Source organism: Microcoleus sp. SVA1B4 (assembly GCF_036700545.1).
GTDB lineage: Bacteria > Cyanobacteriota > Cyanobacteriia > Cyanobacteriales > Microcoleaceae > Microcoleus.
Map to the genome: position 1 here is coordinate 68,064 of NZ_JAUBPB010000007.1, position 25,621 is coordinate 93,684.

At 46.6% G+C, this 25,621-nt stretch carries 20 protein-coding genes; 14 read left to right on the forward strand and 6 right to left on the reverse strand.

Annotated elements, in window-relative coordinates; translation table 11 throughout:
- Positions 1-124 precede the first annotated feature (124 nt).
- Positions 125-898, forward strand: coding sequence for a DUF928 domain-containing protein (locus QT987_RS05620; RefSeq protein ID WP_333238033.1), 774 nt, complete (start codon positions 125-127; stop codon positions 896-898).
- 35 nt (positions 899-933) lie between these two features.
- Positions 934-3,753, forward strand: a complete 2,820-nt coding sequence (locus QT987_RS05625; protein WP_333238035.1) for a CHAT domain-containing tetratricopeptide repeat protein — start codon at positions 934-936, stop codon at positions 3,751-3,753.
- A gap of 371 nt (positions 3,754-4,124) precedes the next feature.
- Here the strand turns inward: QT987_RS05625 and QT987_RS05630 are convergent, their stop codons facing one another.
- A complete protein-coding gene (locus QT987_RS05630) occupies positions 4,125-4,337 on the reverse strand; it encodes a hypothetical protein (RefSeq protein WP_333208255.1) in 213 nt (70 codons plus the stop codon).
- A gap of 55 nt (positions 4,338-4,392) precedes the next feature.
- On the opposite strand from QT987_RS05630, the gene QT987_RS05635 reads away from it, so the two are divergent.
- From QT987_RS05635 to QT987_RS05645, 3 genes are all read left to right on the forward strand, one after another.
- Positions 4,393-4,866 carry a hypothetical protein gene (locus QT987_RS05635; RefSeq protein WP_333208256.1) on the forward strand — a complete coding sequence of 158 codons (474 nt, stop codon included), beginning with the start codon at positions 4,393-4,395 and terminating at the stop codon, positions 4,864-4,866.
- A 474-nt stretch (positions 4,867-5,340) separates the two neighbouring features.
- Positions 5,341-7,062, forward strand: a complete 1,722-nt coding sequence (locus tag QT987_RS05640) for a S8 family serine peptidase (protein ID WP_333238039.1) — start codon at positions 5,341-5,343, stop codon at positions 7,060-7,062.
- Positions 7,063-7,379: 317 nt separating this feature from the next.
- Positions 7,380-9,713, forward strand: a complete 2,334-nt coding sequence (locus QT987_RS05645) for a CHAT domain-containing tetratricopeptide repeat protein (RefSeq protein WP_333238041.1) — start codon at positions 7,380-7,382, stop codon at positions 9,711-9,713.
- Between the two features lie 48 nt (positions 9,714-9,761).
- Here the strand turns inward: QT987_RS05645 and QT987_RS05650 are convergent, their stop codons facing one another.
- The gene (locus QT987_RS05650) at positions 9,762-11,720 is read right to left on the reverse strand and encodes a cation:proton antiporter domain-containing protein (RefSeq protein WP_333238043.1); all 1,959 of its coding nucleotides are present in this window, start codon (positions 11,718-11,720) and stop codon (positions 9,762-9,764) included.
- Here QT987_RS05650 and QT987_RS05655 point away from each other — a divergent pair.
- Complete coding sequence (locus tag QT987_RS05655; RefSeq protein ID WP_333054830.1) at positions 11,683-11,841, forward strand: hypothetical protein; 159 nt, start codon at positions 11,683-11,685, stop codon at positions 11,839-11,841. The genes QT987_RS05650 and QT987_RS05655 overlap by 38 nt on opposite strands.
- 651 nt (positions 11,842-12,492) lie before the next feature.
- On the opposite strand, the gene QT987_RS05660 is transcribed toward QT987_RS05655, so the two are convergent.
- Positions 12,493-13,773, reverse strand: coding sequence for a GH25 family lysozyme (locus QT987_RS05660; RefSeq protein WP_333238046.1), 1,281 nt, complete (start codon positions 13,771-13,773; stop codon positions 12,493-12,495).
- A gap of 114 nt (positions 13,774-13,887) precedes the next feature.
- On the opposite strand from QT987_RS05660, the gene QT987_RS05665 reads away from it, so the two are divergent.
- A complete protein-coding gene (locus tag QT987_RS05665; RefSeq protein WP_333066819.1) occupies positions 13,888-14,382 on the forward strand; it encodes a DUF427 domain-containing protein in 495 nt (164 codons plus the stop codon).
- 415 nt (positions 14,383-14,797) lie between these two features.
- The gene (locus QT987_RS05670; RefSeq protein WP_333238049.1) at positions 14,798-15,907 is read left to right on the forward strand and encodes a diguanylate cyclase domain-containing protein; all 1,110 of its coding nucleotides are present in this window, start codon (positions 14,798-14,800) and stop codon (positions 15,905-15,907) included.
- A 59-nt stretch (positions 15,908-15,966) separates the two neighbouring features.
- Here the strand turns inward: QT987_RS05670 and QT987_RS05675 are convergent, their stop codons facing one another.
- Complete coding sequence (locus QT987_RS05675) at positions 15,967-16,206, reverse strand: helix-turn-helix domain-containing protein (protein ID WP_190735342.1); 240 nt, start codon at positions 16,204-16,206, stop codon at positions 15,967-15,969.
- A 260-nt stretch (positions 16,207-16,466) separates the two neighbouring features.
- The gene (locus QT987_RS05680; protein WP_333238052.1) at positions 16,467-17,483 is read right to left on the reverse strand and encodes a methyltransferase domain-containing protein; all 1,017 of its coding nucleotides are present in this window, start codon (positions 17,481-17,483) and stop codon (positions 16,467-16,469) included.
- Between the two features lie 583 nt (positions 17,484-18,066).
- On the opposite strand from QT987_RS05680, the gene trxB reads away from it, so the two are divergent.
- From trxB to QT987_RS05705, 5 genes are all read left to right on the forward strand, one after another.
- Entirely contained in the window at positions 18,067-19,437 is a 1,371-nt protein-coding gene (gene trxB / locus QT987_RS05685) for a thioredoxin-disulfide reductase (protein WP_333238054.1), read from the forward strand.
- Positions 19,438-19,842: 405 nt separating this feature from the next.
- Entirely contained in the window at positions 19,843-20,727 is an 885-nt protein-coding gene (locus QT987_RS05690; protein WP_333238056.1) for an ABC transporter permease, read from the forward strand.
- 169 nt (positions 20,728-20,896) lie between these two features.
- Positions 20,897-22,105, forward strand: coding sequence for an AAA family ATPase (locus QT987_RS05695; RefSeq protein WP_333238058.1), 1,209 nt, complete (start codon positions 20,897-20,899; stop codon positions 22,103-22,105).
- Positions 22,106-22,156: 51 nt separating this feature from the next.
- Entirely contained in the window at positions 22,157-22,762 is a 606-nt protein-coding gene (locus QT987_RS05700) for a DUF4276 family protein (RefSeq protein WP_333238060.1), read from the forward strand.
- A 798-nt stretch (positions 22,763-23,560) separates the two neighbouring features.
- A complete protein-coding gene (locus tag QT987_RS05705; protein WP_223300711.1) occupies positions 23,561-23,725 on the forward strand; it encodes a hypothetical protein in 165 nt (54 codons plus the stop codon).
- 148 nt (positions 23,726-23,873) lie between these two features.
- Here the strand turns inward: QT987_RS05705 and QT987_RS05710 are convergent, their stop codons facing one another.
- Positions 23,874-24,122, reverse strand: a complete 249-nt coding sequence (locus QT987_RS05710; RefSeq protein WP_333054807.1) for a hypothetical protein — start codon at positions 24,120-24,122, stop codon at positions 23,874-23,876.
- Positions 24,123-24,411: 289 nt separating this feature from the next.
- On the opposite strand from QT987_RS05710, the gene rpoD reads away from it, so the two are divergent.
- Positions 24,412-25,578 (forward strand): RNA polymerase sigma factor RpoD, encoded by a 1,167-nt coding sequence (gene rpoD / locus QT987_RS05715; protein ID WP_333054809.1) that lies wholly within the window; start codon positions 24,412-24,414, stop codon positions 25,576-25,578.
- The last annotated feature ends 43 nt before the right edge of the window (positions 25,579-25,621 follow it).

Below are 25,621 nucleotides of genomic sequence, written 5' to 3' on the forward strand. Positions count from 1 at the left end.
TGAAACCCTTGATACGTCTAAAGAGTAACAAAGTTGGATGTGTAATTAATTTTGTGTAGGTACTTATCTTTGCACCTTCCCGCAAGGACGCTTGCAGGTAGTCCTCTATTGTGTTTGTGTATTGATGATTACTGTAGAAATAGTTACAGAGGGGATTGCGATGATGACTCACGAGTTGAAGCGTCGAACCGTTTACTCTGCGGGCCTTGCGAGTTTAATGCTGAGTGTTTCGTTCTGGATCGCTCCTGTAGCGCTGGCACAATACACTCCTCCTGAAAACCCTTCTAAACCGAAAGAAACGGGGACGAATACCACTCGCGGGGGCAGTTGCGAAGCTAATTCATCGGCGAGATTGACTGCCTTAGTGCCGTTTAGCCATGTGGGACAGACGATTTCTGGGCATCCGACTTTTACCTGGTTTGTACCCGATCGCACTTCTCGTCCGTTGCAATTGAGGCTGTTTGCTCGATCGGGACAACTGCTTTACAGAACCGAGATCCAGAGTCAGCCGGGAATAATGTCCGTTGCTTTGCCTTCAAATGGGCCCCAACTGTCGATCGGGCAATCCTATCAGTGGCAAGTGGTGTTGGTGTGCGATCCGAATGTTCCTTCGAGGAATGTCGTGGCGGCGGCAGAAATCCAAGTCGTTGCGCCTGCTGCATCGTTGCAGACTCAACTTGCAGCGGCGCAAACTCCCCAACAGCGGATCGACCTGTATGCGGAGTCTGGGCTGTGGTATGACGCGATCGCGGAAGCGCGGAAAGCCTCTGAGACTTCTCAAAACCAAGCGGCTGTGCTGGAATTGCTAGATTCTCTTGCTAGTTCGGAAGCCGAACCTTTGAAAGATTGGAGCGATCGATTGCGACAAATTAGGGCGATCGAACAACAGCGACAATGACGGCGCTAACCCTCGCAATCCACAGACTAAATCCTATGAAATCTTTCTCGCTAAAACTGCTTAAATCCAGCGATCTTAAAGTGCGATCGGGCTTCCTTTTTCCCCTCGCCTTTTGCTTTTTGTTGGTTGCCTTTTACATTCCTCAGCAATCTCAACTCCCGGTTGTTGCTGGGGCGATCGAGGTTAGTGAAGCAGAGGGCGATCGGCTTGTGGAGCAAGGAATTCAACAGCTTGAGACTAGCCAATTCCCAGCAGCGTTGAATTCGTTCCAGCAGGCACTGCAAATTTATCGCGCCATCAAAAACCGCTACGGGGAAAGTGCAGCACTGGGCAATTTGGGAGTCGCTTACCGCTTTCTGGGCAACAATGCCAAAGCCATCGAGTATATGGAGCAGAATTTAGCGATCTCCCGCGAACTTAAAGACCGTCTTGGGGAAGCGAATGCACTGGGCAATTTGGGACTCGCTTACCACTCTCTGAACAACTCGGCCAAAGCCATTGAGTATTCACAGCAGTGGTTAGCCATCGCCCGCGACCTTAAAGACCGCCAAAGGGAGGGTAATGCACTGCGTATTTTGGGAACCTCTTACCACTATCTGGGCGACTATGCCAAAGCCATTGAGTATTTGCAGCAGTGGTTAGCCATCGCCCGTGAAATTAAACACCGCTACGGGGAAGGTAGGGCACTGGGCAATTTGGGAGCAGCTTACCTCTCTCTGGGCAACTATGCCAAAGCCATTGAGTATTCACAGCAGACTTTAGCTATCGCCCGCTCCATTAAAGACCGCTACGGGGAAGGTTCAGCACTGGGCAATTTGGGAGTTGCTTACCGCTTTCTGGGCAACTATGCTAAAGCAATTGAGTATTCACAGCAGTGGTTAGCCATCGCCCGCGACCTTAAAGACCGCCTTGGAGAAGGTGCTGCACTGAGGAATTTGGGAATCGCTTACAGCTCTCTGGGCAACTATCCCCAAGCCATTGAGTATACACAGCAACATTTAGCTATCGCCCGCTCCATTAAAGACCGCCAAGGGGAAGGTGCTGCACTGGGCAATTTGGGAGCCGCTTACCTCTCTCTGGGCAACTATGTCACAGCCATCGAGTATATGGAGCAGAGTTTAGCCATCGCCCGCTCCATTAAAGACCGCCGAGGGGAAGGTGCAGCAATGGGCAATTTGGGAATCGCTTACCGCTCTCTGGGCAACTATGCCCAAGCCCTCAAGTATGCACAGCAGTGCTTAGCCATCGCCCGCGAAACTAAAGACCGCCTTGGAGAGGGTAGGGCACTGGGCAATTTAGGATTTGCTTACCGCTCTCTAGGCAACTATCCCCAAGCCATTGAGTATACACGGCAGCGCTTAGCCATCGCCCGCGACCTTAAAGACCGCCTTGGAGAAGGTACGGCGCTCGACAACCTTGGAGCGACGTTCTTAAAAGCTGGCAACCCAACAGAATCTGAAAAAATGCTCGTCAATGCCATTCAAGTTTGGGAATCGATGCGTCAAATGCTAGGCTCCAACGATGCGAATAAAGTCTCCATCTTTGAAGGACAAGCTAGCACTTATAGGATGTTAGAAAAAGTTCGGGTGGCTCAGAATAACCCGATCGCCGCTTTAGAAATTGCCGAACGGGGACGTGCCCGTGCCTTTGTCGATCTACTGACACAACGCTTATCAACTGGTGATGCCAATTCGGTCATCGCCACTGCTCCCAACCAGGATCAAATCCGCCAAATCGCGAAAGCACAGAACGCCACTTTGGTGCAGTATTCCATCATCTACGACACCTTCCAGATTGAGGGCAAACAACTAGGGCGTGAATCCGCGATTTACATTTGGGTGATTCAACCGACGGGCGAAATCACGTTCCGCGAAGTTGACCTCCAACCCCTGTGGCAAAAACACAACGCCTCTCTAGCCAGCTTAATTATTGGCAATCAAGAATTTCTCGCTGTCCGCAGTCGCAGCAGTTTTGGTTCTGCCCAACCCCAACCCAACTTACCGACGCTGCATCAACTGCTAATCGAGCCCATTGCCAGCCTCCTCCCAAAAGATCCCAATGCCCACGTCATCTTCATTCCCCAAGGTTCCCTGTTCCAGGTGCCTTTTCCCGCCCTGCAAGATGCCAACGGTACTTACTTAATCGAAAAACACACCATTCTCACCGCCCCCTCGATTCAAGTATTGGATTTAACCCGACAACAACGACAGAAGTTAGGCAATCAGCCAGCCAACGGTCGCGGAAATGCTCTGGTGCTCGGTAATCCCACGATGCCACAGGTATCTTTGTCTCCCGGAGAGCCCAAACAGCAATTGTCTCCTCTACCTGGAGCCGAAGCTGAAGCGATCGCGATCGCGCCTCTGCTCAATACTCAAGCCATCACAGGCGCACAAGGGACAAAAGCTGCGATCGTCCAAAAAATGCCCCAAGCATCGATTATTCACTTAGCAACGCATGGATTGCTCGATGATGTAAATGGATTGGGAAGTGCGATCGCTATGGCTCCTTCTGGTAGCGATGACGGCTTATTGACCGCAGAAGAGATTTTCGACATGAAACTGCAAGCAAGCTTAGTCGTTTTGAGTGCTTGCAACACTGGATTCGGCAGAATTACCGGGGATGGAGTAATTGGTTTGTCGCGCGCTTTGATTTCGGCAGGAGTGCCGAGTGTGATTGTTTCTTTATGGGCGGTTCCTGATGCGCCGACATCGGAATTGATGCAGTCGTTTTATCAAAATTTGCAAAATAATCCCGACAAAGCACAGGCCTTGCGGCAAGCAATGTTAGCCACAATGAAAACTCATCCCCAGCCGCGAAATTGGGCGGCATTTACTTTAATTGGGGAGGCAGAGTAAGTTTTTATTAATAGTGGATTGGATATCGATATTTTTATCGCGATCGGGGACTGCTGTTTAACTATTAAATCCCGATCCCCCCTAGCCCCCCTTAAGAAGGGGGGGACAAGAAGTTGTCAAAGTTCCCCGACCTAAGAAGGGGGAACAAGAACATTCAAAGTCAACCCCTACTCCCCAACAACCAGGGGTATTTAGGGGGGTCTAGACTTCGCCTAAAAGCGACATTTATATCTCTAGGACTTACGCATGGGGCCCAGAAACCGGGTTTTTTCGAGAAGACGCGTTGTGACCCGCAGATTCGGTAAAAAACCCGGTTTCTTTGGTCTGAGTGCGTAAATCCTGTCTGAAAGATGACTGATGAGTTATATTCTTCAGTCCTCTTTGAGAGGACTTGCACTATGAGACAGGGAATTCATTCCCTGGCGGACTGTGGAATGAATCTTTATTCGCGATCGCGCTTCAATCTCAAAACCGATGGCAGTGAACCATCTACTCTGCATATTCACATACTTTGCACTTTCCCGCAATCTATTTTGCACCTCATACTTAATCAAGTCTGTGGGTAGAACGAATGATTTTCCCATCTGGGTTGCTTAAAATTTAAGTCAACTGTCAACTGTCAACTTACTGCGTAACTTTATGAATGCAGAATCAGCTACAAACATTCTAGATAACCTGGTACAGAAAAAGAGAGGCGAACCATTGAACGGCTTACAGCGAGCAATTATTCAAGGAGTGTTAGATGGTTTGACATACCAAGAAATCAAGAATAATTATGCGATCGCGCGGAACTATGAAATATGCTACTTAGCGCGATACGTTGCTTATCATTTGTGGAAATTGCTGACAGAGGTATTGAAAGATGCAGGAATTATCGACCCGGACGAAAGAGTCCGCAACAAAAATTTGTGGGAGTCCGCGATTAGAGTGGCACAGCAAAGCGTGCAGTCGGAATCTGTACAAAAAAGTCAACCCCCCGTACCGCCAGATCCGATGCTGGACAGCAAACTGCGAATGTGTTACCGAATTACCGAACATTTGGTAAGTACCGAGTTTAGCGATACTTACAGCATATTCCATATATGTGTAGTACAGAGAAACCGGGTTTCTTGAACAGAATCAGTTTAAAGGCTAGAACTGTAAAGAAACCCGGTTTCTGAGGTGTACTTCACAAACCTGGAATATGCTGTATCTTGCGGAAGATGAAGATATGCCCGATCGCATACCGGAACTGTTAGCTCGCTTTCAGGAAGATCGATCTTTCTATTTGATAGTTGAATTCATTTATATCTGAAATAGGACTAATGAGTTATCTTCTTCAGTCCTCTTTGAGAGGACTTGCACTATGAGACAGGGAATTAATTCCCGCTAAGGACTGTGGAATGAATCTTTAGTCGCGATCGCGCTTCAATCTCAAAACCGATGGAACTGAACCATCTACTCTACATATTCACATACTTTGCACTTTCCCGCAATCTATTTTGCACTCATACTTAATCAAGTCTGTGGGTAGAACGAATGATTTTCCCATCTGGGCGGCTTAAGATTTAACTCAAGAATGAATCAAAATATCGGGGTTTTAAAATTATGTTAGACATCACCACAACCAATCCTAACGATCGCCTTTATTTCAATCAACAGCCAAAGGATCTCGCCCCATCAACATTTCCGGCTAACAGCGACTTGCTCAACCCAGCGATCGATCCATTGAATATTCCTGGTTATAGCGCTGAATCTAGCTTGACTAATCCCACAGCATCCAGCTTCGACCAACAGACACAGATAGCAGATTTTATTGCAGCTAATGCAGGCGCTGGCTTCAGTTTCCCTGCGAGTGATCGAGTTACTGGCGATGTCGCCGATGCTCAACTCAAACCGCAGTCAGAATCGGCGCTAGCAAACGCAGATCCGCTAACAGGAATGATTTCTGCTTCCCAGTTGAATTTCGCCGATCCAGGTAACACTCTTTCGACAGCTCGTAATGTTGTTGGCGTTCAGAATGGTAGCATCAGTTTAACTGATTTTGTGGGCCTAGGCGATCGGGACGATTTCTACCGATTCGAGCTCAACACTAGGAGCAATTTTAGCCTGCGTCTAGACGGTTTGAGAGCGGATGCTGATGTACGGTTAATTCAAGATAGAAACGGCAACGGTAGAGTTGATTTAGGGGAAATTATTGACTACTCTCTTGAGAGTGGCACTGTCCCCGATGTCATTAATGTATCCAATCTGGAGGCAGGGACATACTATGTCCAAGTTTATAGCTTCTTAAGCAACTCTACTAATTACAACCTGAATCTTTCTGCCACCTCTATTCCTGAACTAAATATTCCCACACCTAGCGGCCCTTTTAATAGTAATTACGGCTACGGTTTGGTGAATGCAAATGCAGCAGTTTCCAGCACCTTGAACAGTTCAAATCCTTTCCCTGCTCTCCCCAATTTGGGCGGGAATAATTGGGCGCTAGATGTCATAAATGCACCGGAAGTTTGGAATCAGAACATTACAGGAAATGGGATTGTTGTAGCTGTCGTGGATAGTGGTGTTGACTACACCCATCCTGACTTGGATGACAATATTTGGCGGAACCCTGGTGAAATTGCTGGAAATGGCATTGATGACGATGGCAACGGATATATTGATGATATTCGGGGTTGGGATTTTGTGGCAAGCGACAACAACCCAATGGATATGAGTTTCAACGGTCACGGGACTCACATAGCAGGTGCGATCGCGGCGGAACGAAATGATTTTGGCATCACAGGAGTTGCGCCCAATGCTAAGATTATGCCTGTCAGAGTGTTGCCCGCCTTTGGTAGCGGATCGGTGAATAATATTGCTGCTGGAATCCGCTATGCTGCTGATAATGGAGCCAATGTAATTAACCTCAGCTTGGGAAATGAGTTTGTCCCTTCCAACGTAGTAAATAACGCAATTCAGTATGCAAATAACAAAGGCTCTGTTGTGGTGATAGCAGCCGGAAATACGGGTGACATCCAACCAGCTTATCCAGCTCGTAATGCCGATAGCTTGGGAATTGCAGTGGGCAGCATTGATGTAAGAGGCCGCATGGCTGATAGCTCTAACCGGGCGGGTTCCAGACCTTTAGATTACTTAGTTGCTCCGGGAGTAGAGATAGTTTCTACTACTCCTGATGAGGATTATGAACTCAGAACTGGTACGTCTTTTGCAACGCCACAGGTAGCGGGTGTAGCGGCTTTAGTTTTGAGTGCCAATCCGACTTTAACTCCGGCTCAAGTTGAGCACATTTTGACGACAACAGCTAATCGAAATGGGTTAACAGGATAGCATTGCAAATCCCCACTTAAGTCCAGCGGACATTCATCGAGCATTAGAGCAGACGGCTCTGGATATGGACGATTCAAACACGCCAGGTTTTGATGTTGGATTTGACTATGCCACTGGAGAGGGTTTGATTCCAGCCGATCGCCCGATCGCTAAAATTGTCGTCTAATTCAGATTAGAGTCCCCATCCCTGCAGCGAGATCGGGGAGGCAGAGTAAACTTCTATGAAAGTCGATCGCCTGTGGCAGATTGAGGCGATCGCACGAGGACGGCAGAAAGAGCGATCGGGCTAATTCTCTAAATTTCAACTCTAGAATCCTATGCTGTATTCCCCATTTAAGCGACTCAAATCAACCCACTCAAGGCTCACTAATGTTTTCCTAGGTTCCATTTCCCTGTTTCTGCTTGCCACTATTTCCCCATTAACTAATTCTGACTCTCAATTTCCAGCGATCGCTCAAACTACCGATGCTCGTCAAGTAGAGGCCGATCGGCTAATACAGCAGGGGCTTCAACAGTATGAGACTGGTCAATTCCCAGCAGCAATGAATTCCTGGCAGCAAGCACTGCAAATTTATCGCGCCCTCAAAAACCGCCCAAGTGAAGGTTTCGCACTAGGCTTTTTGGGAGGTACTTACCACTCTCTGGGCAACTATGCCAAAGCCATTGAGTATGGGCAGCAGTGGTTAGCCATCGCCCGCGAAATTAAAAACCGCCCAAGTGAAGGTTTCGCAATGGGCAATTTGGGAGGTGCTTACCTGGATCTGGGCAACTATGCCAAAGCCATTGAGTATTCACAGCAGAGTTTAGCCATCGCCCGCGAAATTAAAAACCGCCAAATGGAGGGTGTGGCACTGGGCTATTTGGGAGGTGCTTACATCTCTCTGGGCAACTATGCCAAAGCCATTGAGTATTCACAGCAGAGTTTAGCCATCGCCCGCGAAATTAAAGACCGTCGAGGAGAGGGTCTGGCATTGGGCAATTTGGGAGCCGTTTACATCAATCTCGGCAACTATGCCAAAGCCATTGAGTATATCCAGCAACAGTTAGCCATCGCCCGCGAAATTAAAGACCGCCAGGGGGAGGGTATGGCATTGGGCAATTTGGGAATCACTTACCTCTATCTGGGCAACTCGGCCAAAGCCATTGAGTATGGGCAGCAGAGTTTAGCCCTAGCACGCGAAATTAAAAACCGCCAGGGGGAGGGTTTGGCGCTCAACAACCTCGGAGCGGCGTTCTTAAAGGTTAACAACCCCACAGAAGCTGAAAAAATGCTCGTGCAGGGGATTCAAGTTTGGGAATCGATGCGGCAAATGCTCGGCTCCAACGACGCGAATAAAGTCTCCATCTTTGAAGAACAAGCTCGCACCTATCGGACTTTACAACAAGTTCGAGTGGCTCAGAATAACCCGATCGCCGCTTTAGAAATTGCCGAACGGGGACGCGCTCGTGCCTTTGTCGATCTACTGACACAGCGCTTATCAACTGGTGATGCCAGTTCGGTCATCGCCTCTGCTCCCGATCAGGAGCAAATCCGCCAAATCGCGAAAGCACAGAACGCCACTTTGGTGCAGTATTCCATCATCTACGACAACTTCCAGATTGAGGGCAAACAAGTAGGGCGAGAATCCGCCATTTACATTTGGGTGATTCAACCGACAGGCGAAATCACATTCCGCGAGGTAGACCTCCAACCCCTCTGGCAAAAGCACAACGCCTCTCTAGCCAGCTTAATTATTGGCAATCAAGAATTCCTGGCTGTTCGCAGTCGCAGCAGTCTTGGCTCTACCCAACCCCAACCCAACTTACCGACGCTGCATCAACTGCTGATCGAGCCCATTGAAACGCTTTTGCCAAAAGATCCCAATGCCCGCGTCATTTTCATTCCCCAAGGTTCCCTGTTCCAGGTGCCATTCCCCGCCCTGCAAGATGCCAGCGGCACTTACTTAATCCAAAAACACACGATTCTCACCGCCCCCTCGATTCAAGTATTGGATTTGACTCGACAACAGAAGCTAGCACAGAAGCCTGCTAACAGCGGCATGGCTCTAGTCTTGGGCAATCCCACCATGCCAAGCGTGTCTCTCTCTGTGGGAGAACCCAAACAGCAATTGTCTCCTCTACCAGGGGCGGAAGCGGAAGCTAGAACGATCGCCCCTCTGCTCAATACTCAAGCGATCATAGGCGCTCAAGGCACAAAAGCTGCGATCGTCCAAAAAATGCCCCAAGCATCGATTATTCACTTGGCAACGCATGGATTGCTCGATGATGTGCGCGGATTGGGAAGTGCGATCGCTATGGCTCCTTCTGGTAGCGATGACGGCTTATTGACCGCAGAAGAGATTTTCGACATGAAACTGCAAGCAAGCTTAGTCGTTTTGAGTGCTTGCAACACTGGAGAAGGCAGAATTACCGGGGATGGAGTGATTGGTTTGTCGCGCGCTTTGATTTCGGCAGGAGTGCCGAGTGTGATTGTTTCTTTATGGGCGGTTCCTGATGCGCCGACATCGGAATTGATGCAGTCGTTTTATCAAAATTTGCAAAATAATCCCGACAAAGCACAGGCATTGCGGCAAGCAATGTTAACTACGATGAAAACTCATCCTCAGCCACGAGATTGGGCGGCATTTACTTTGATTGGGGAGGCAGAGTAAGGACGATCGCGACAAGCAGATTACAGAGTACGATCGGGATACAAACCCTTATCGCGAAACAGGCGGCTGCAAAATTTCATCCTCTGGAACTATTTTTGCTGACTCCAAAACCTCCTCTAAAACCGGAGAAGGAATCGGCACTTTCTCAACTACCGGATGCTTTTCCAAAGTCAAGCGAGACTGCGACGAACCAGACAACCTTTTCAATAATTGCGGTTTGCGATCGCACAGCAAATAAATAATTCGATCGCCCGCTTGCCAAATCTGGGTCGCCGACACTACTTGCAAGTACCCCTGCCTTTCCACCAGCAACGGCGCCAACTCCCCGGCTTTAACTAAAGCTTGTAAGTGAGCAATCTGAAACTGCAATCCCTCTGTTTTTAACTCAGTTTCCCCCAATTTCACTTCGCCGTCGATCAAATATTCGTTCCAATCCTTCAGCGACAAATCTGAGACAAAGGCTTGATTGATTTTACTCTGATTTACAGGTGTATTTGCTTGCGGATCTTTGGGAAATATTGCCAAAACTCTCGGCGGTGCAAACTCTTCGGCTGCTCGCTGAGCTAACACTAAGTTTACCTCACCGTTGTTAGTCATTGCCAAAAAAGTTCCCATCGAATCCAGTCCGGCTTCTTCTAACACGCTGTGATCCAGAGCACTGCTCAAAAACACCCGCAAACCTTCTCGTTCTGCTTGTGCACAAGCTTCCGGGTTCGTGTCGATAATTGCCACCGATTCTCCGCGTTCTTGAAACAAGCGAGCAATTAATCTGCTCAAAGGATTTGACCCCACAATTGCAGCACCGGTTGCAGATTTTGAGGTGACGCCCAAAAGTTGAGCCATCCGTCCGGCAGTTAGTCCCTGGACGAAAACTGTCATAATAATTGTTAGGAAAACTAAGGCTTTAATCGAGTCGCCGCCGTTGATTCCCCGCTGGGTGAGCAAAATTGCAAATAAAGATGCGATCGACGCTGAGACAATTCCCCTCGGCGCTACCCAACAAACAAATAATTTCTGCCGCCAATTCAGTCCGCTGTTCCAAGTACACACCCAAACGTTGATCGGTCGCACTACCCACATTAAAGCTAAAACTGTAAACAAACTTCCCCAACCGAGGGCGACCACACTAGCGAGGGATAAATCTGCCGCCAGCAGCACGAACAGCATGGAAATAGCCAGGACTGTAAGTTGACCTTTAAACCTCCTCAGCAGCCTTTCTTCCGGCACAGCAGCGGCTCTGAGGACGATGCCGGATACCACTGTTGCCATCAGTCCCGATTCGCTGCGGATTTCTTCTGCTAAGCCGAAAAATCCCCACAAACCAGCTAATACTACTAAGTTTTTGAGGTCTTCTGAGAGAAATTGCGATCGCTTGAGGATGAATCCCAGCAGCCAACCTCCCGCAACTCCGACGAGTGCGCCAACGAAGAGTCGCACGATTAAATCTCGGAACAAAACCAGCAAATCAGCATTGCCGTTTAAAATAATATTCAGCACCAATACTGCCAGAATTGCCCCGACTGGATCGATTAAAACGCCTTCTGCTTCTAGCAAGGCGGCAACTTGTTTGTCAACGGATACTTGTTTGAGCAAAGGGCCGATTACTGTCGGGCCTGTGACGACTACTAGAGAAGCATACAAAAATGCGATCGGCCAGGGAAATTCCCCCAACCAGTGTGCGGCCATTCCGCCGCCTATGAGCGTAATTAAAGTGCCTACGGTAACTAAATTGCGGATGCTGCCGGAAAGTTTGCCTAAATCTCGCAATTCCAAATTCAAGCCGCCTTCAAACAGAATTAAAGCTACGCAAAGCGATACCATAACTTCCAAACCGCTTCCCAGCAGATTGGGGTGCAGCACTCCCAAGCAGTCTGGGCCGGCTAAAATGCCAAAAAACAGCAAAAAGACGATCGCCGGAACTTTCAGATAAGCGGCGATAACTTGAGCGCTGATGCCACAGATGACGGTCATGACCATCAACTGGGTGATGTTAAAGGGGATTTCCATAGATATAATTGTTACAGGCTGCCCGCTCAGTTTTAAATGTTCGATCGCGGGTAATTTGAGTGCAGGCGCTATTTTCGGCGCAGCTTACAAACTCGGCACGGCCCTGGATTTTTCCCAATAAGATTAAAAAACCTTGATAGTCGCTATAACTTTATCAGATAATTCTCTTGGCGTCAAAGATGCGAGTAAGCTGTAGCTAAGCCAGAGATTGTCTGTTATGTTCGAGAGTCCGATGGGGAGGCGGGCACAGAGGGAGAGGATTTGACGAATTTTGATGGGGAGTCAATCGATTTTAGATTTTAGATTTTAGATTTTAGATTAAAGAATTGAAGCATTGACCCCACGGATAAATTGGGGGGCGCCTTTATCGGATACAGGTTTTTTATTTCTGGACGGATGAATCCGGGGGCTTGTATCCTGGATGCTTTCGGTCAATCTCCAATCAAAAAGCTCACATCTCAAATCAATCGCCCCCAGACTCATCTTTAGAGTAGAGTTTCCATCTAAAAAACTCTGAAATCCCAAGATTCATCTGTAGAGTCAATCTAAAATCTAAAATCTAATCGATCGCCCTCAGACTCATCTTTAGAGTAGAGTTCCCATCTAATATTATGTCCGGTCGATTACCCCTAATACGGTAGGGGCGGGTTCACCAACAATACCGGCCAATAATTGACCATCTCAAAAACCCGCCCTTTTAATCGCGGTCACTCGATCCGACATGATATAAAATCTAAAATCGCAAGATTCATCTTTAGACTCAATCTACAATCTATAATCGACTGGCATTCTGCCACCTGCGAAAAAACTCCGATAGAATGGCCTGCGAAATTCGCCCTTCCAGCCAATCTAAAGCCTGGTTTTGCTGGGGTGCTGCCCGATAAAATTTGCACGCATCTATCAGCCGAATCGGAGAATTAGTGACAGTTGATTGAGCTCGCCATTTTTGTGCAAACTCGTTAATAATAGCCGGAGAAAGTTGTTTTTGCAGCCAATCTAAAGCTTGGTCTTGTTGTGCCAAACCGCGATAAAATTTGCCCACATCTATCAATCGCAAATTACTATCTTGAGGTAAGGTAGTCGCCCGCCATTTTTGAGCAAATTCCCCTAAAACAGAGGTAGAAACTTGACTTTGCAGCCAAATTAAGGCTGTATCTTGGCTAGCCTTAGCTTGATAAGACGAGAATACCTGAGTCAGCCGCACGTCTGAGATGGGAGTGGGAGTTGGAGTTGGAGTCGGCTGCGGGACGGGTGTCGGCGCTGGAGGAGGGACAATTACTTTGGGAGATTTTCGCATCAAAGCGGCCCAGGTTTTGAGGCTGGCAATGCCGTCTGGATTGAGACCTTGAGATTTCTGAAACGAGATGAGCGCCGCTGTGGTGGTAGCTCCAAATTTAGCGTCCATCGCGCCTTGATAGAAACCTTTAATTCTTAATTCCCTTTGGATGTCTGCAACTTTATAACTTTGGGCGCCTTCTCGGACGCTTTCATAAATATTGGTGTCTACATTGCCCGATACGCCGGAGACACTGCCGCTGTCGCTGTACTGCCAAAAAGTCCAAGTTTTCCAGCCGCCGGGCACCCAAGGTTTCTCAGCAGTGGTATAGTGAGCAATCCACAGTGGGTAATCGGCAAACCGTTTTGTCCCCAGGTTGTCCCAGAAACCGGGGTAGGTGTAGATAATCGGCCGCATCAACGTGGCTTTTTCGACTGCTTCTAACCAAATTGCGGCTCGATCGCACAATTGATCCGCACTCAAACCGCCTGTAGTTTCCACATCCAAGACTGGCGGCAAATCCCCCGGTTCGAGTTTTACAGTTTTCAAGAACAAATCTATTTGTCCTTGAATGCTGCTTGCCGGTCGAAAAAAGTGGTAAGCACCGCGTTGAATCCCCGCCGCTTTCATCGCCACCCAATTGCGAGCGAAAGTTTGGGCAACGAACGTTGCACCCTCGGTCGATTTGACAAAACTGAAGGTGATACCATCCCGGGCAACTGCTGGCCAATTGACATTGGGCTGGTAGTCGGAAACATCTATACCGCGAATACTCATATGACGAAGAGTGGAGAAAAGCTGGTTTGCTCTGAAGCAGCGACTCGATTAAGGGTACATTAAATTGTAATGCTAAGTCGCTAATTGTTTTTTTTTGCAGGGGAGATGGTGCAAATGAACTTCGATCGAATAGATCCCGGCCCTGGTCAAGAGTCTGTTTGGGATTACCCACGTCCCCCTCGGCTTGAGGAATCGACCAAACACGTACAGATAATTTTTAATGGAGTGACGATCGCCGACACGCGCCGTCCTCAGAGGGTATTGGAGACAAGCCACCCTCCTGCCTACTATATCTGCCCCGATGACATCAAAATGGAATATTTGCACAAAACTTTACGAGGTTCTTGGTGCGAGTGGAAGGGACAAGCTGGTTATTACACTGTGACGGTAGAGTCGAAAGAAGTAGTAAATGCTGCTTGGTTTTATCCCAATCCTAATCAGGTTTTTGCAGCTATTAAAGATTATGTGGCTTTTTATCCGAGCAAGATGGATGCCTGTTATGTGGACGGGGAATTAGTGCAATCTCAACCAGGGGATTTTTACGGCGGCTGGATTACCAAAGATATTGTCGGCCCGTTTAAGGGAGGGCCAGGAACTTGGGGGTGGTGAGGGAGTTTTGAGTTTTCAGTTTTGAGTTTTCAGTTTTGAGTTGAGAACAGCGACAGAAACCACGTCTTTTTATTTAAACATCGTTACAGCTTTGACCCAGGTTTAAATAAAAACCAGGTTTCTTGAGTGTGCGATCGCCTTGAATGAGTTAAGGAATGGCTCTGAAATCTTTTTATTACGACGCAAAAAGCCAACATTAAAAAAATGAATAATAACTCAATAGCTTTCTAATTGAGTGAGGATGAATTAATGTAATGCAATGCAGGCAAGGCAGAAGCTAACGCAGCAGCTTATCCCTTGAAATAAACAGTGTAGTCAAGAATACAGTGACTGTTCATAAATAAATGTTAGTATAAGTTAATATCTGACACTAGCTTTGTTGCTTCTTTATTATTTATTTATTCGGATCTGTGCTGTGTCTGTTGAATTTATTGAGCCGTCCAACTCGCCAGAAAACTCACCCAAAAATTTATCTTTAGAGTCTACTCTTAAGGATCTGGCTCTATTCAATTTTCAGGTTGACTCCTCATATCTAGCCAAAGAAGTAGCCCGGTTTTTTCAATCTCACCCGCTGCTTCCGGGAGTTATCTTAACCGTAAATGGAGAATTTTTAGGGATGATATCGCGTCGGCGATTTATGGAACGCATGAGCCGCCCTTACGGAGTAGATATATTTGCTTGCAGACCGATTATAGCCTTGTATCAAATAGCTCAAACCGATAGTTTGATTTTACCAGGAGTAGCCTTAATTGTCATGGCAGCTCAGCGCTCCGTGCAGCGACCGCCGGAACTACTTTACGAGCCGATTGTGGTGCAGTTAGAACCTCAAGTTTACCGACTTTTAGACGTGCATCAACTCTGGGTAGCTTTATCCCAAATTCACCAAGAAGCTACTTGGTCTATGAGCGAACTTTATTACAATTTATCAGTCACACAATCCGAGTTAGAAGCAGCTAATTCTCAATTAAAAGCAGCTAATTCAGAATTGTATCGCCTTGCTAACTTAGATGGCTTAACTCAGATTGCCAACCGCCACTGTTTTAACGAATACTTACAAAAAGAATGGCAAGAATTGGGAGAATCTGCGGCAGAAATATCTTTGATTTTATGCGATGTTGACTTTTTTAAGATATACAACGATACTTACGGACATCAGGCGGGAGATGCTTGCTTGCAGCAGGTAGCCAAAACTATTGTTGAGGCTGTACATTACTCCGCAGGCGCAGTTTCCGGGGAGACTCTGGTGGCTCGTTACGGAGGTGAAGAATTTGCGGTAGTTTTACCCCGCACTTCGTCTGAAATAGCTGTTTGGATTGCAGAGCAAATTCGAGTTTGGGTAAAAGAACTAGAAATCGAACACATTAATTCAGCGGTGTGTTCTTTCGTGACGCTGAGTTTGGGGGTAGCGAGCACGTTTCCTCAGCCCGAAACTTCTCAGGAAAACCTACTTGCAGCGGCAGACCGCGCGCTTTATCATGCTAAAGACCTAGGGCGCGATCGAGTAATTTTAGATTTTAGATTTTAGATTTTAGATTGGAAAAAGCGATCCACGGATTTATCCGTGGGCTTGTTTAATGGTTTCGATCACAGATTGTCTGGCAAATCGCCGATCGACCTGCCGATGCTAGCCAGCAATTTCTCCAAAGCTTTCATCTGCTTGACCGTGAACGTGGGTACATTCTTCCCCAACTCCCAACGACTGATGGTTTGCGACGAAACGCCAAGCTCTCGCGCCAAATCTTCCTGACTCATCTCCAGTTCTTCCCTGAGCTTCTTCAAATGCGACTCTTCATTTTCAGGTCGCGGAACGGGCTTTTTCGGCATATCCTCGATCGCACATTTTTTATATAAGATGCTTAAGCATCTTGACTAAACAATAAATTGATTAGACAATTTTAGAAAGGAGCATGAATCGATTATGCCTTACCAACAGCGTCTGAATTCCTAAATTATTGTTTGCCTGCTTCCCAATTGACAATAGAAGCGTCGTGGATAGGTTCCGCAGTTGGTCGGATTTGGACAAGTATTTAGCCTGAAGGTGTGCAATACTGCGTAGAAAATTTGATCGGACGATCGCCCCGTGCCTACAAAGACTCGCACCAAGCACGTTCTGCCGTCCAGTGTCTGTCTGAAGATTCATAAATCCTCAACCCATCCAACCCGGCATTTTGGATCATCTCCTCAACTTCATCCAGCGTAAATGCTGCTTGCAACGAATCGCTGAATAACTGTTTCTGATGCGCGTTGCAATCTCCCGCATACAGATTGACTAAATTATCCCTGATTTCCGCTTTTTCCGGCCGCAGCAAATCCCGCAAAAAAATTGCTCCCTGCGGCTTCAACACCCGCTTGACTTCCTGCAAAAACGGCAGCGGATCGGGCAAATGGTGGATAATGCTGTTGGAAATCACCATGTCAAAATAGTTGTCTGGATACGGCATGGCTTTAGCATCGATTAATTCTAGATTGATTTGCGATCGCACGCCGGCCTTTTCCACATTTTGGGCCCCAACTTTCAGCATATTTGCCGACAAATCAATGCAAGTCAATTTCCATGCTGGCCGGAGTTGACAAAGTGCGATCGGAATTCTCGCCGTACCCGTGCCCGCATCCAAAACGTTTCCAAAAACCGGCCCCAACGCCGCAGCACTCTGAGCAAAAGCAGCATTAACCTCAGTAAAGTCCATCGAATCGTATTCGATCGCCTCTTCCAAGGAATCCATCACTTCCGGTTCCAAAACTCGCTGCATAAAATTTATCTCGTTATCTGGCATTTCCATATAGGGGTTCAGTTTTGCCTGCAAAAGCTCGACTAACTCCGGTTCCATATATTCGTAATTGTCCGGGATTTGCAGGCAAATAACTTTCTTGCCTTCGAGACTTTCGGGAAATTTGCTGCGAAGTCGATCGCCATGCTTCTTCTCCATCACAAATATCCAATCTGCCCAGCCCAGCAAACCCTCAGTTACTCTAATTCTTGCACCTTTTTCCGTTCCCGCCGATCGCACGCTGTAGCCGCTAAGATTCTCGCATATCTTCTCAGCAGTCAAACTTCTCCACTTATTCTGACTGCACACAAACAATATCTTGATTTTATCCATTCAGACACAAATAGAAAATTCTATTTTATCGTGGCACGGGCGTCCCGCCTGTGCTTCCAAAGCGGTTAAAAATTTCCTTCTAATTTCCCCCCCTTGCACCTTGCATACCACAAATACTGTATTTTGTCAAAAATGGCAAAATCTGCGTTACAATTCTTAAACCATCAAATGCGGATTTTGCATAAAAAATTGTACTTATTACATTTGCGAATTCGTTAATTTTACCATTTTAAAAGCTTTCAGCGTCAAAAACTAAAATTAGTCATAATGCCCCTGGATTGTGAAAATCGTACCACAAGCCTCAAAGCAAGTAAATAGGTAAAATAATTGAGAATGAAGTCAATAATTTTGGTCGTCTTTAGATTTTCTTAAGATTTCAGCCCTTAAAATAGATCGAACATTTAAAACTAAATCGACTTTTAGATTGTTTTTGCTTATTAAAGTAGCTGGAATTGCCCCAAAGACCGATCGACCCTCAAGATATAGATACAGGTGGTCGATCGCACAATGGCATCCAACCAAACTCGATCGAACTCTGCTAGAATTAGTAAAACGAAGTCGTTATGAGTTTAATTAAATAGCTATGACCAACGAAACCGTAGAAAACCTAGTAATTATCGGCTCAGGCCCAGCAGGCTACACAGCAGCAATCTACGCCGGGAGAGCAAACCTGAAACCCGTAGTCTTTGAAGGCTACCAAATGGGAGGCGTCCCCGGCGGTCAACTGATGACCACCACAGAAGTCGAAAACTTCCCTGGCTTTCCCGAAGGCATCACCGGGCCGCAACTGATGGATCGGATGAAAGCTCAAGCAGCGCGCTGGGGTGCAGAATTATACACAGAAGATGTAACTTACGTAGATTTGACGAAGCGTCCGTTTACAGTGCGATCGGAAGACAGAGAAATCAAAACCCACACCATAGTAATCGCTACAGGTGCGACGGCGAAACGGCTGGGGCTACCTAGCGAACACGTATTTTGGAGTCACGGCATTTCAGCCTGTGCGATTTGCGACGGCGCTACCCCCATTTTTAAAGGAGTAGACTTAGCTGTCATCGGCGCGGGCGACACCGCAGCGGAAGAATCTATTTATTTGACAAAATACGGCTCTCACGTACATATGCTGGTGCGGCGCGATCAAATGCGCGCCAGCAAAGCCATGCAAGACCGAGTGCTGAGCAATCCAAAAATTACCGTGCACTGGAACACTGAAGCAGTGGATATTTTGGGCGAAGCGGGCGGGAAAATGGACGGGGTGAGAATTAGAAATATCCAGACCGGCGCCGAAAGCGATTTGCTGGTGAAAGGATTGTTTTACGCGATCGGTCACACTCCCAACACTCAACTGTTCCAAGGTCAGCTAGAACTCGACGAAGTAGGCTATATCGCCACCAAACACGGTTCGGTAGAAACCAGCGTCGAGGGAGTTTACGCCGTCGGCGACGTACAAGACCACGAGTTTCGCCAAGCAATCACCGCGGCCGGCAGCGGTTGTATGGGTGCGATGCTGGCAGAACGTTGGCTGTCAGTTAACGGTTTAACGCAGGAATTCCATCAAACCGAGGAATCCGAGCAACCCACAGCAGCGCCGGAAACTCAAAAAGTACGCAAAACCAGCGAGAACTTTGATATCAACGACACGCGCCACGAAGGAGGTTATGCTTTGCGGAAGTTGTTCCACGATAGCGATCGACTGATTGTGGTCAAATATGCCTCTCCGAGTTGTGGGCCTTGCCACAGCCTCAAGCCGATTTTGAGCAAAGTAGTAGATGAGTTCGATGGCAAAATCCACTACGTGGAAATTGACATCGAAGAAGATCCTGAAATTGCTGAAAATGCTGGCGTGATTGGTACGCCGACGATTCAGTATTTCAAAGACAAAGATTTGGTAGCTGAGCTCAAGGGAGTTAAGCCGAAAAGCCAGTACCGCGAGTTAATTGCCAGTAATTTGTAGGAATTCGATCGATTTTAGATTGGAGGTGTGCCAAGAGAGATTTTTCCTAAACTCAACTTGTGTCCCACCTGCCAAAAACCCGGTTTCTCCCCTGCGCGCCAGTCTCGTGCAGGGGAGAAACCGATTTTTTTGTAGCCCCATCGCGCGAAAAAACCCGGTTTGTCACGAGTGTTTGGCGAATGAGAAAGAGGATTTTTGACCAGGAATTTCAAAGGTGGTACCCGCCACGTGATTTATCCGTGGAATCAATCCCAAATCGAAAATCGAAAATCCTCAAGAAAGAGCATTTATCCGTGGGGTCAATCGAAAATCTAAAATCTAAAATCTAAAATCGATTGACTGTTCCGGGTTTTTGCACCTGAGTGCTACTAAAATCGAAAAGTCTTATATAGGTCGATCGTCATTATGGCTCAAAGCCGCCTCCGACTGCCGCGATTTCTCAACAGTGCCTCACCGTCAAGCCTGTCCATGAAAATGATGTGGGCAGGTTTGACAATAACTGCCGTGTTTATATTGGTAGCAACCTTGTCTCCAGCTATGCAAGCTTGGGGATGGCTGCAAAATCCTACCGAGGCTTTGATTAACCCCATCCACGAACCGCCGTCGGCGAATTATTGGTTTGGTACTAGCCGCAGTGGCTACGATGTGTTTTCCCGCACGCTGTTTGCTTCTCGCGCGGCTTGGCAAGTGGTAATTTTAGCCACTGCTTTGAGTTTGTTTATCGGTGTGCCGCTGGGTTTGGTTAGCGGTTATTTGGGCGGTAAGCTCGATCGAGTGTTGTTATTTTTAATGGATACAATTTATACTTTGCCGGGGCTGCTACTTTCTCTGACGCTAGCATTTGTAGTGGGAAAAGGAGTTTTGAATGCTGCGATCGCCCTGAGCATTTCCTACATCCCTCAATACTACCGCGTCGTCAGGAATCACACCGTCAGCGTCAAAACCGAATTGTTTGTCGAAGCGGCGCGAGCAATGGGTGCCGATACTTGGACAGTGCTTTCGCGCTACCTGTTTCTGAATGTGATTCAGAGCGTACCTGTGCTGTTTGCGCTCAACGCGGCCGATGCAATTTTAACATTAGGAGGTTTGGGATTTCTCGGATTAGGACTTCCCGAAGCAACTCCCGAATGGGGACACGACTTGCGTTTAGCTTTAGATGCGCTACCTACTGGCATTTGGTGGACAGCTTTGTTTCCCGGTTTGGCGATGACTTTAATGGTGGTGGGACTGTCTTTGGTAGGGGAAGGATTAAACGAGTTTGTTAACCCTCGCCTGCGGAATCAGCAGTAATCAGTCTCGCGCTTAAATTAAGTTCACAGTCAGGACTTGAGTTTTTTCTTCTTCTCTTTTCTTCCTTCGCGCCCTAGCGCTTACGCGCGGCTTCGCCTAACGCGTCTTCGCGGTTCGTTAAAGGAGAAATTAGGAGGAAAAAAACCCAGATTATAATTGAGGAGGTGAAATGATGAAAAATATTCCCCGTATTGAATATCTCAAAGTCCAAAATTACCGTGCTTTGAACAATCTCGAACTCAAAAATCTCACCCCCTTAACAGTCTTCTTAGGCCCAAACGGTAGCGGAAAGTCAACTATTTTCGATGTTTTCGCTTTCCTATCCGAATGTTTTACCGAAAGCCTAAGAAAAGCCTGGGATAGACGGGGCAGATTTCGAGAATTACGCACCAGAGACAGCGAAGGCTGCATTATCATTGAATTAAAATATCGAGAGACATCCGCATCGCCTTTAATTACCTATCATCTCGCTATAGATGAAGAAAATAATCGTCCCTTCATTGCTGAAGAATGGTTGCATTGGCGACGCGGACAATCGGGAAAAGGAAAACCCTTTCGTTTTTTAGACTTCAAAAAAGGGGAAGGACAAGTCATTAGTGGTGAAAGTCCTGATGAAGAAGGTGAAAGGATAACCGAAAAACTAGAATCATCTGAATTTTTAGCAGTAAATACATTAGGACAATTTGCCAAACATCCCCGTGTTAGTGCATTAAGACGTTTTATTACAGGCTGGTATTTATCATATTTAACCGCAGATCATACCCGCAGCCTTACCGAAGCAGGTGCACAGGAAAGATTGTCCGCCACGGGGGATAATTTACCAAATGTTATCCAATACCTCAAGGAACAACATCCCCAACGGTTAGAAGAAATATTAAAAACCCTTTCCGTTCGTATTCCACGCCTCGAAAAAGTCGAAGCATCAATCATGCAGGATGGCAGACTTTTGTTGGAAATTAAAGATGCTCCTTTTTCTCATCCAATTCTGGCAAAATTTGCCTCCGATGGTACCTTAAAGCTCTTAGCTTATTTGATAGTATTATTTGACCCAAATCCCCCGCAGTTAGTGGGGATAGAAGAACCAGAAAATCATTTACATCCGAGATTATTACCTCAGCTTGCAGAAGAATGTCGTTCTGCTTCTGCGAATACTCAATTAATGGTGACAACGCATTCTCCCTTTTTTGTGGATAGTTTGAAGCCAGAGGAATTATGGGTATTATATCGAGATGAGAAAGGTTTTACTCAAGCAAAAAGAACCGCAGATATGCAGGGAGTAAAACAATTTATGGAACACGGTGCCTTACTGGGTTCGCTGTGGATGGAAGATTTCTTTGATGTGGGAAATCCGCTTAAAAATGCGGGTGCACCGCAATGATTTTAACTTTAAAATTAAGAGTAGGTGAGGATTTTGCATCTTGAGTTTTTAGTGGAAGAAGCATCACTAGAATCAGCTTTAACCCAGATTTTACCCAAAATATTGCCATCGACTGTTACCTATAAAATTCATGCTTTTCGAGGGAAAACCGATTTACTGGCTAAATTGCCTAACCGTTTGAAAGGTTATCAAGCATGGCTTCCGCCTGATTGGAAAATTGTTATTTTAATAGATGAAGATCGAGAAGATTGTATAAAATTAAAACAACACCTAGAAATAATAGCAATATCATCGGGATTTATCACTAAATCTTCCTGTCAAAAAGATAAATCATTCCAAGTCTTAAATCGAATTGTAGTTGAAGAATTAGAAGCGTGGTTTTTCGGCGATGTTGAAGCAATTCGCCAAGCTTACCCTAAAGTCTCTCCCAATTTAGCTACTCAAAAAAAATATCGAGAGCCTGATGCTATCAAAGGAGGCACCTGGGAGGCTTTAGAAAGAGTATTACGGAACGCTGGATACCATCAGGGAGGACTAGAAAAATATAAAGCCTCTAGCGAAATTTCTAAATATATGAATCCTGAATCAAATCTCTCTAAAAGCTTCAAAGTCTTTTATCAAGGTTTATTAGAAATCATCAATAGTAAGCAGGTATAATCAACTTTATAGACAATTTTCGCTCTCGTCATTGCTGAGCTAGGAGCCAGGAATGATTTAGAGATCAAACCTAGATCAGCGCTTTCTGATGACACGCTGTAAATAATAACAAAATTTTGAGCATCGCACCAGCGTCCTACCCCTCCACATCTTTAAGCGCATCCTGCGGTTTAGGCATTCTCTCACAATAGCAAGCACATCGCTAACTGGGTAAATTTTTCTTCCCTGGCGGAGTTATTATCTGCTGGTAGTTGCATCAACGTCCGCTGGGGATTTTTTTGCGTCTGCTTGAAATTATCAAGACAATTCTGGAATGCTATCTAAATTTAATTAAAGGGGTTTATGGAATCTTCACACTGTCACGATATATTTAAAGGAATCGTGAAGTTATACTTCCGGGAGATGTCGAATTGTATTGTTTGTGAGACAGTGCGATCGCGTAAGTGCGAACCGAAAGCCAAAAATTTTAGAGAAGTCCACAGCCGAGAGTTGCGCGGCGGGTTAACTCTCAGTAGAATTTATCCTGGTGGTTTTTGCCACTGACGGGACAAACTCGAGTCGAACTGCTTAAATAAGAATGTGACGTTAAGAACTTAATGTGATTTAACGTCAAAATTAAAGCCAATTTCTGAGATTTGAGCTAACTTAACAATGAAAGCCCCTGTTGCACTACTCAACCCGCAACGCTTCATAGGGGGTCAGAGTCGGTCTCTAATCCAGAGTGGCCGGCTTAAAACTAAAGCTACGAGCTTTATTCAATCGCAGATTGCGTATGATTCAATTCAGGGAAACAGGGTAATGATGGGTGTATCTACACGGATTGTATTGGTTCCAATTTGGGCAACTCAAAAATTGTCTGCTAACTGTCTGGCCAACTACGCCGCAGCCGTTCACCCAGATATACGCAGAAAACAGCGCCGTTCGATCGTGCCAAAGTTTTTGCGGGCCGTTCTCAGGATTTAGCAGAGCTGGACATGAGTTAGTATTGTCAAGCTAAGCTGACAGAGTTTTCCTAGTTCTTGACAAACAATGGAAAACAACTTCCATTTTTTGTGAGAAAGGCTACAATCGGGAAGGTCTTGGCAAGATCCGATTCTCCCCTTTTGGTGCTTCAACCCTCTGCTGTTGCATTTGAGGCAGCAGACCGACATCCAAGGTGGCGAAAATTTGCCGTGCAACTGTCATGTCTGACAACCAGAGTGAAAGCAAGGCGAATCAAAAGTTCGATACCTCCAATACAAAAGTTAGAGGGTTCCGTGCGGGAAAACTTGTACGGGTAAAAGCTCGAAGTACCGAGTAAAAAAGCCAGTATTTTTGGAAGTGCGATCGATCGCACTTCATGGTTTGCTTCTGTGGGCAAGGTATCGCAGGTGATGTGGTAACTCGTTCCGAAAGAAAAAGCCGCTAGCTCAATTCAAGGTCGCGATGTTAAAATTTGCGATCGATTGAATGCGCTGCCTGCTTCAAACCAGAACTCGAACCGTGACTCATAAAACAGGTGCAGTTTCGGTAACAGATTCAGCTAGCAGACCGAAAATCCCACTATTTTTTCCTGCGGGAATGTCAATACTGGCTAACTTGTCTAAACTACAAACAGACACTATTCCACTGTTATTTATTCTTTAATTCAGGAGCATGAGGAAGACGGCATGATCCAGGCTAACACCGTACTCGCAACCACAATTACACCGGAAATGGAAACACTCGAGTTGCTTCGGGGCGCCGAAAGCGTTCTACCTGAGAGCGAGTTGGAACTCTTTATCGACGAAGAAGACGATCGAGAAGAATTCTTAGACTCTCAATCTGAGGACGACACTAAAGCTGGCAAAGGCGCCAAAGCCCGCCGTCGGGCACAGGCAAAGAAAAAGCATTATACTGAAGACTCTATTCGTCTTTACCTGCAAGAAATCGGTCGGATTCGACTGCTGCGAGCTGACGAAGAGATTGAACTAGCGCGCAAGATTGCAGATTTGCTGGAATTAGAGCGAGTTCGAGAACAACTGCTCGAAGAGTATAACCGCGAACCCAAAGACAGCGAATGGGCGAATGCTGTAGATATGGCACTTCCTGCATTCCGTCACCGACTCCACGTCGGCCGTCGGGCTAAGGAAAAAATGGTGCAATCAAACCTGCGTTTGGTGGTGTCGATCGCCAAAAAATACATGAATCGCGGTTTGTCTTTCCAAGATTTGATTCAGGAAGGCTCTTTGGGTCTGATCCGGGCCGCTGAAAAATTCGATCACGAAAAAGGCTACAAGTTTTCTACCTACGCAACTTGGTGGATACGTCAAGCCATCACCCGGGCAATCGCCGACCAATCGCGCACTATCCGCCTACCTGTTCACCTTTACGAAACCATTTCGCGGATCAAGAAAACTACCAAACTCCTGTCTCAGGAAATGGGTCGCAAGCCTACGGAAGAAGAAATTGCTACCCGCATGGAAATGACGATCGAGAAGTTGCGGTTCATTGCTAAGTCCGCACAGTTGCCAATCTCTCTAGAAACTCCGATCGGCAAAGAGGAAGACTCACGTCTGGGAGACTTTATTGAATCTGACGGGGAAACGCCAGAAGATCAAGTCTCGAAAAACCTGCTCAGGGAAGACTTGGAAAGCGTTTTGGATACTCTCAGCCCCCGCGAACGGGATGTACTGCGGCTGCGTTACGGCTTAGATGACGGACGGATGAAGACCTTGGAGGAAATTGGTCAAATCTTTAACGTCACTCGTGAGCGGATTCGCCAAATCGAGGCTAAAGCTCTGCGGAAGTTGCGCCATCCCAACCGGAACAGCATCTTGAAAGAATATATCCGCTAGAGTAATTTGCTAGCATCACCCGAAAGAGTGATAATCACTCTTT

Coding starts and splice junctions, on each gene's coding strand:
- trxB (WP_333238054.1), top strand. CDS start 18,067: ATGACCAACGAAACCGTAGAAAACCTAGTAATTATCGGCTCAGGCCCA.
- QT987_RS05640 (WP_333238039.1), top strand. CDS start 5,341: ATGTTAGACATCACCACAACCAATCCTAACGATCGCCTTTATTTCAAT.
- QT987_RS05650 (WP_333238043.1), bottom strand. CDS start 11,720: ATGGAAATCCCCTTTAACATCACCCAGTTGATGGTCATGACCGTCATC.
- QT987_RS05660 (WP_333238046.1), bottom strand. CDS start 13,773: ATGAGTATTCGCGGTATAGATGTTTCCGACTACCAGCCCAATGTCAAT.
- QT987_RS05680 (WP_333238052.1), bottom strand. CDS start 17,483: ATGGATAAAATCAAGATATTGTTTGTGTGCAGTCAGAATAAGTGGAGA.
- QT987_RS05630 (WP_333208255.1), bottom strand. CDS start 4,337: ATGGGAAAATCATTCGTTCTACCCACAGACTTGATTAAGTATGAGGTG.
- QT987_RS05625 (WP_333238035.1), top strand. CDS start 934: ATGAAATCTTTCTCGCTAAAACTGCTTAAATCCAGCGATCTTAAAGTG.
- QT987_RS05635 (WP_333208256.1), top strand. CDS start 4,393: ATGAATGCAGAATCAGCTACAAACATTCTAGATAACCTGGTACAGAAA.
- QT987_RS05645 (WP_333238041.1), top strand. CDS start 7,380: ATGCTGTATTCCCCATTTAAGCGACTCAAATCAACCCACTCAAGGCTC.
- rpoD (WP_333054809.1), top strand. CDS start 24,412: ATGATCCAGGCTAACACCGTACTCGCAACCACAATTACACCGGAAATG.
- QT987_RS05675 (WP_190735342.1), bottom strand. CDS start 16,206: ATGCCGAAAAAGCCCGTTCCGCGACCTGAAAATGAAGAGTCGCATTTG.
- QT987_RS05695 (WP_333238058.1), top strand. CDS start 20,897: ATGATGAAAAATATTCCCCGTATTGAATATCTCAAAGTCCAAAATTAC.
- QT987_RS05620 (WP_333238033.1), top strand. CDS start 125: ATGATTACTGTAGAAATAGTTACAGAGGGGATTGCGATGATGACTCAC.
- QT987_RS05705 (WP_223300711.1), top strand. CDS start 23,561: ATGATGGGTGTATCTACACGGATTGTATTGGTTCCAATTTGGGCAACT.
- QT987_RS05665 (WP_333066819.1), top strand. CDS start 13,888: ATGAACTTCGATCGAATAGATCCCGGCCCTGGTCAAGAGTCTGTTTGG.
- QT987_RS05690 (WP_333238056.1), top strand. CDS start 19,843: ATGGCTCAAAGCCGCCTCCGACTGCCGCGATTTCTCAACAGTGCCTCA.
- QT987_RS05655 (WP_333054830.1), top strand. CDS start 11,683: ATGACCATCAACTGGGTGATGTTAAAGGGGATTTCCATAGATATAATT.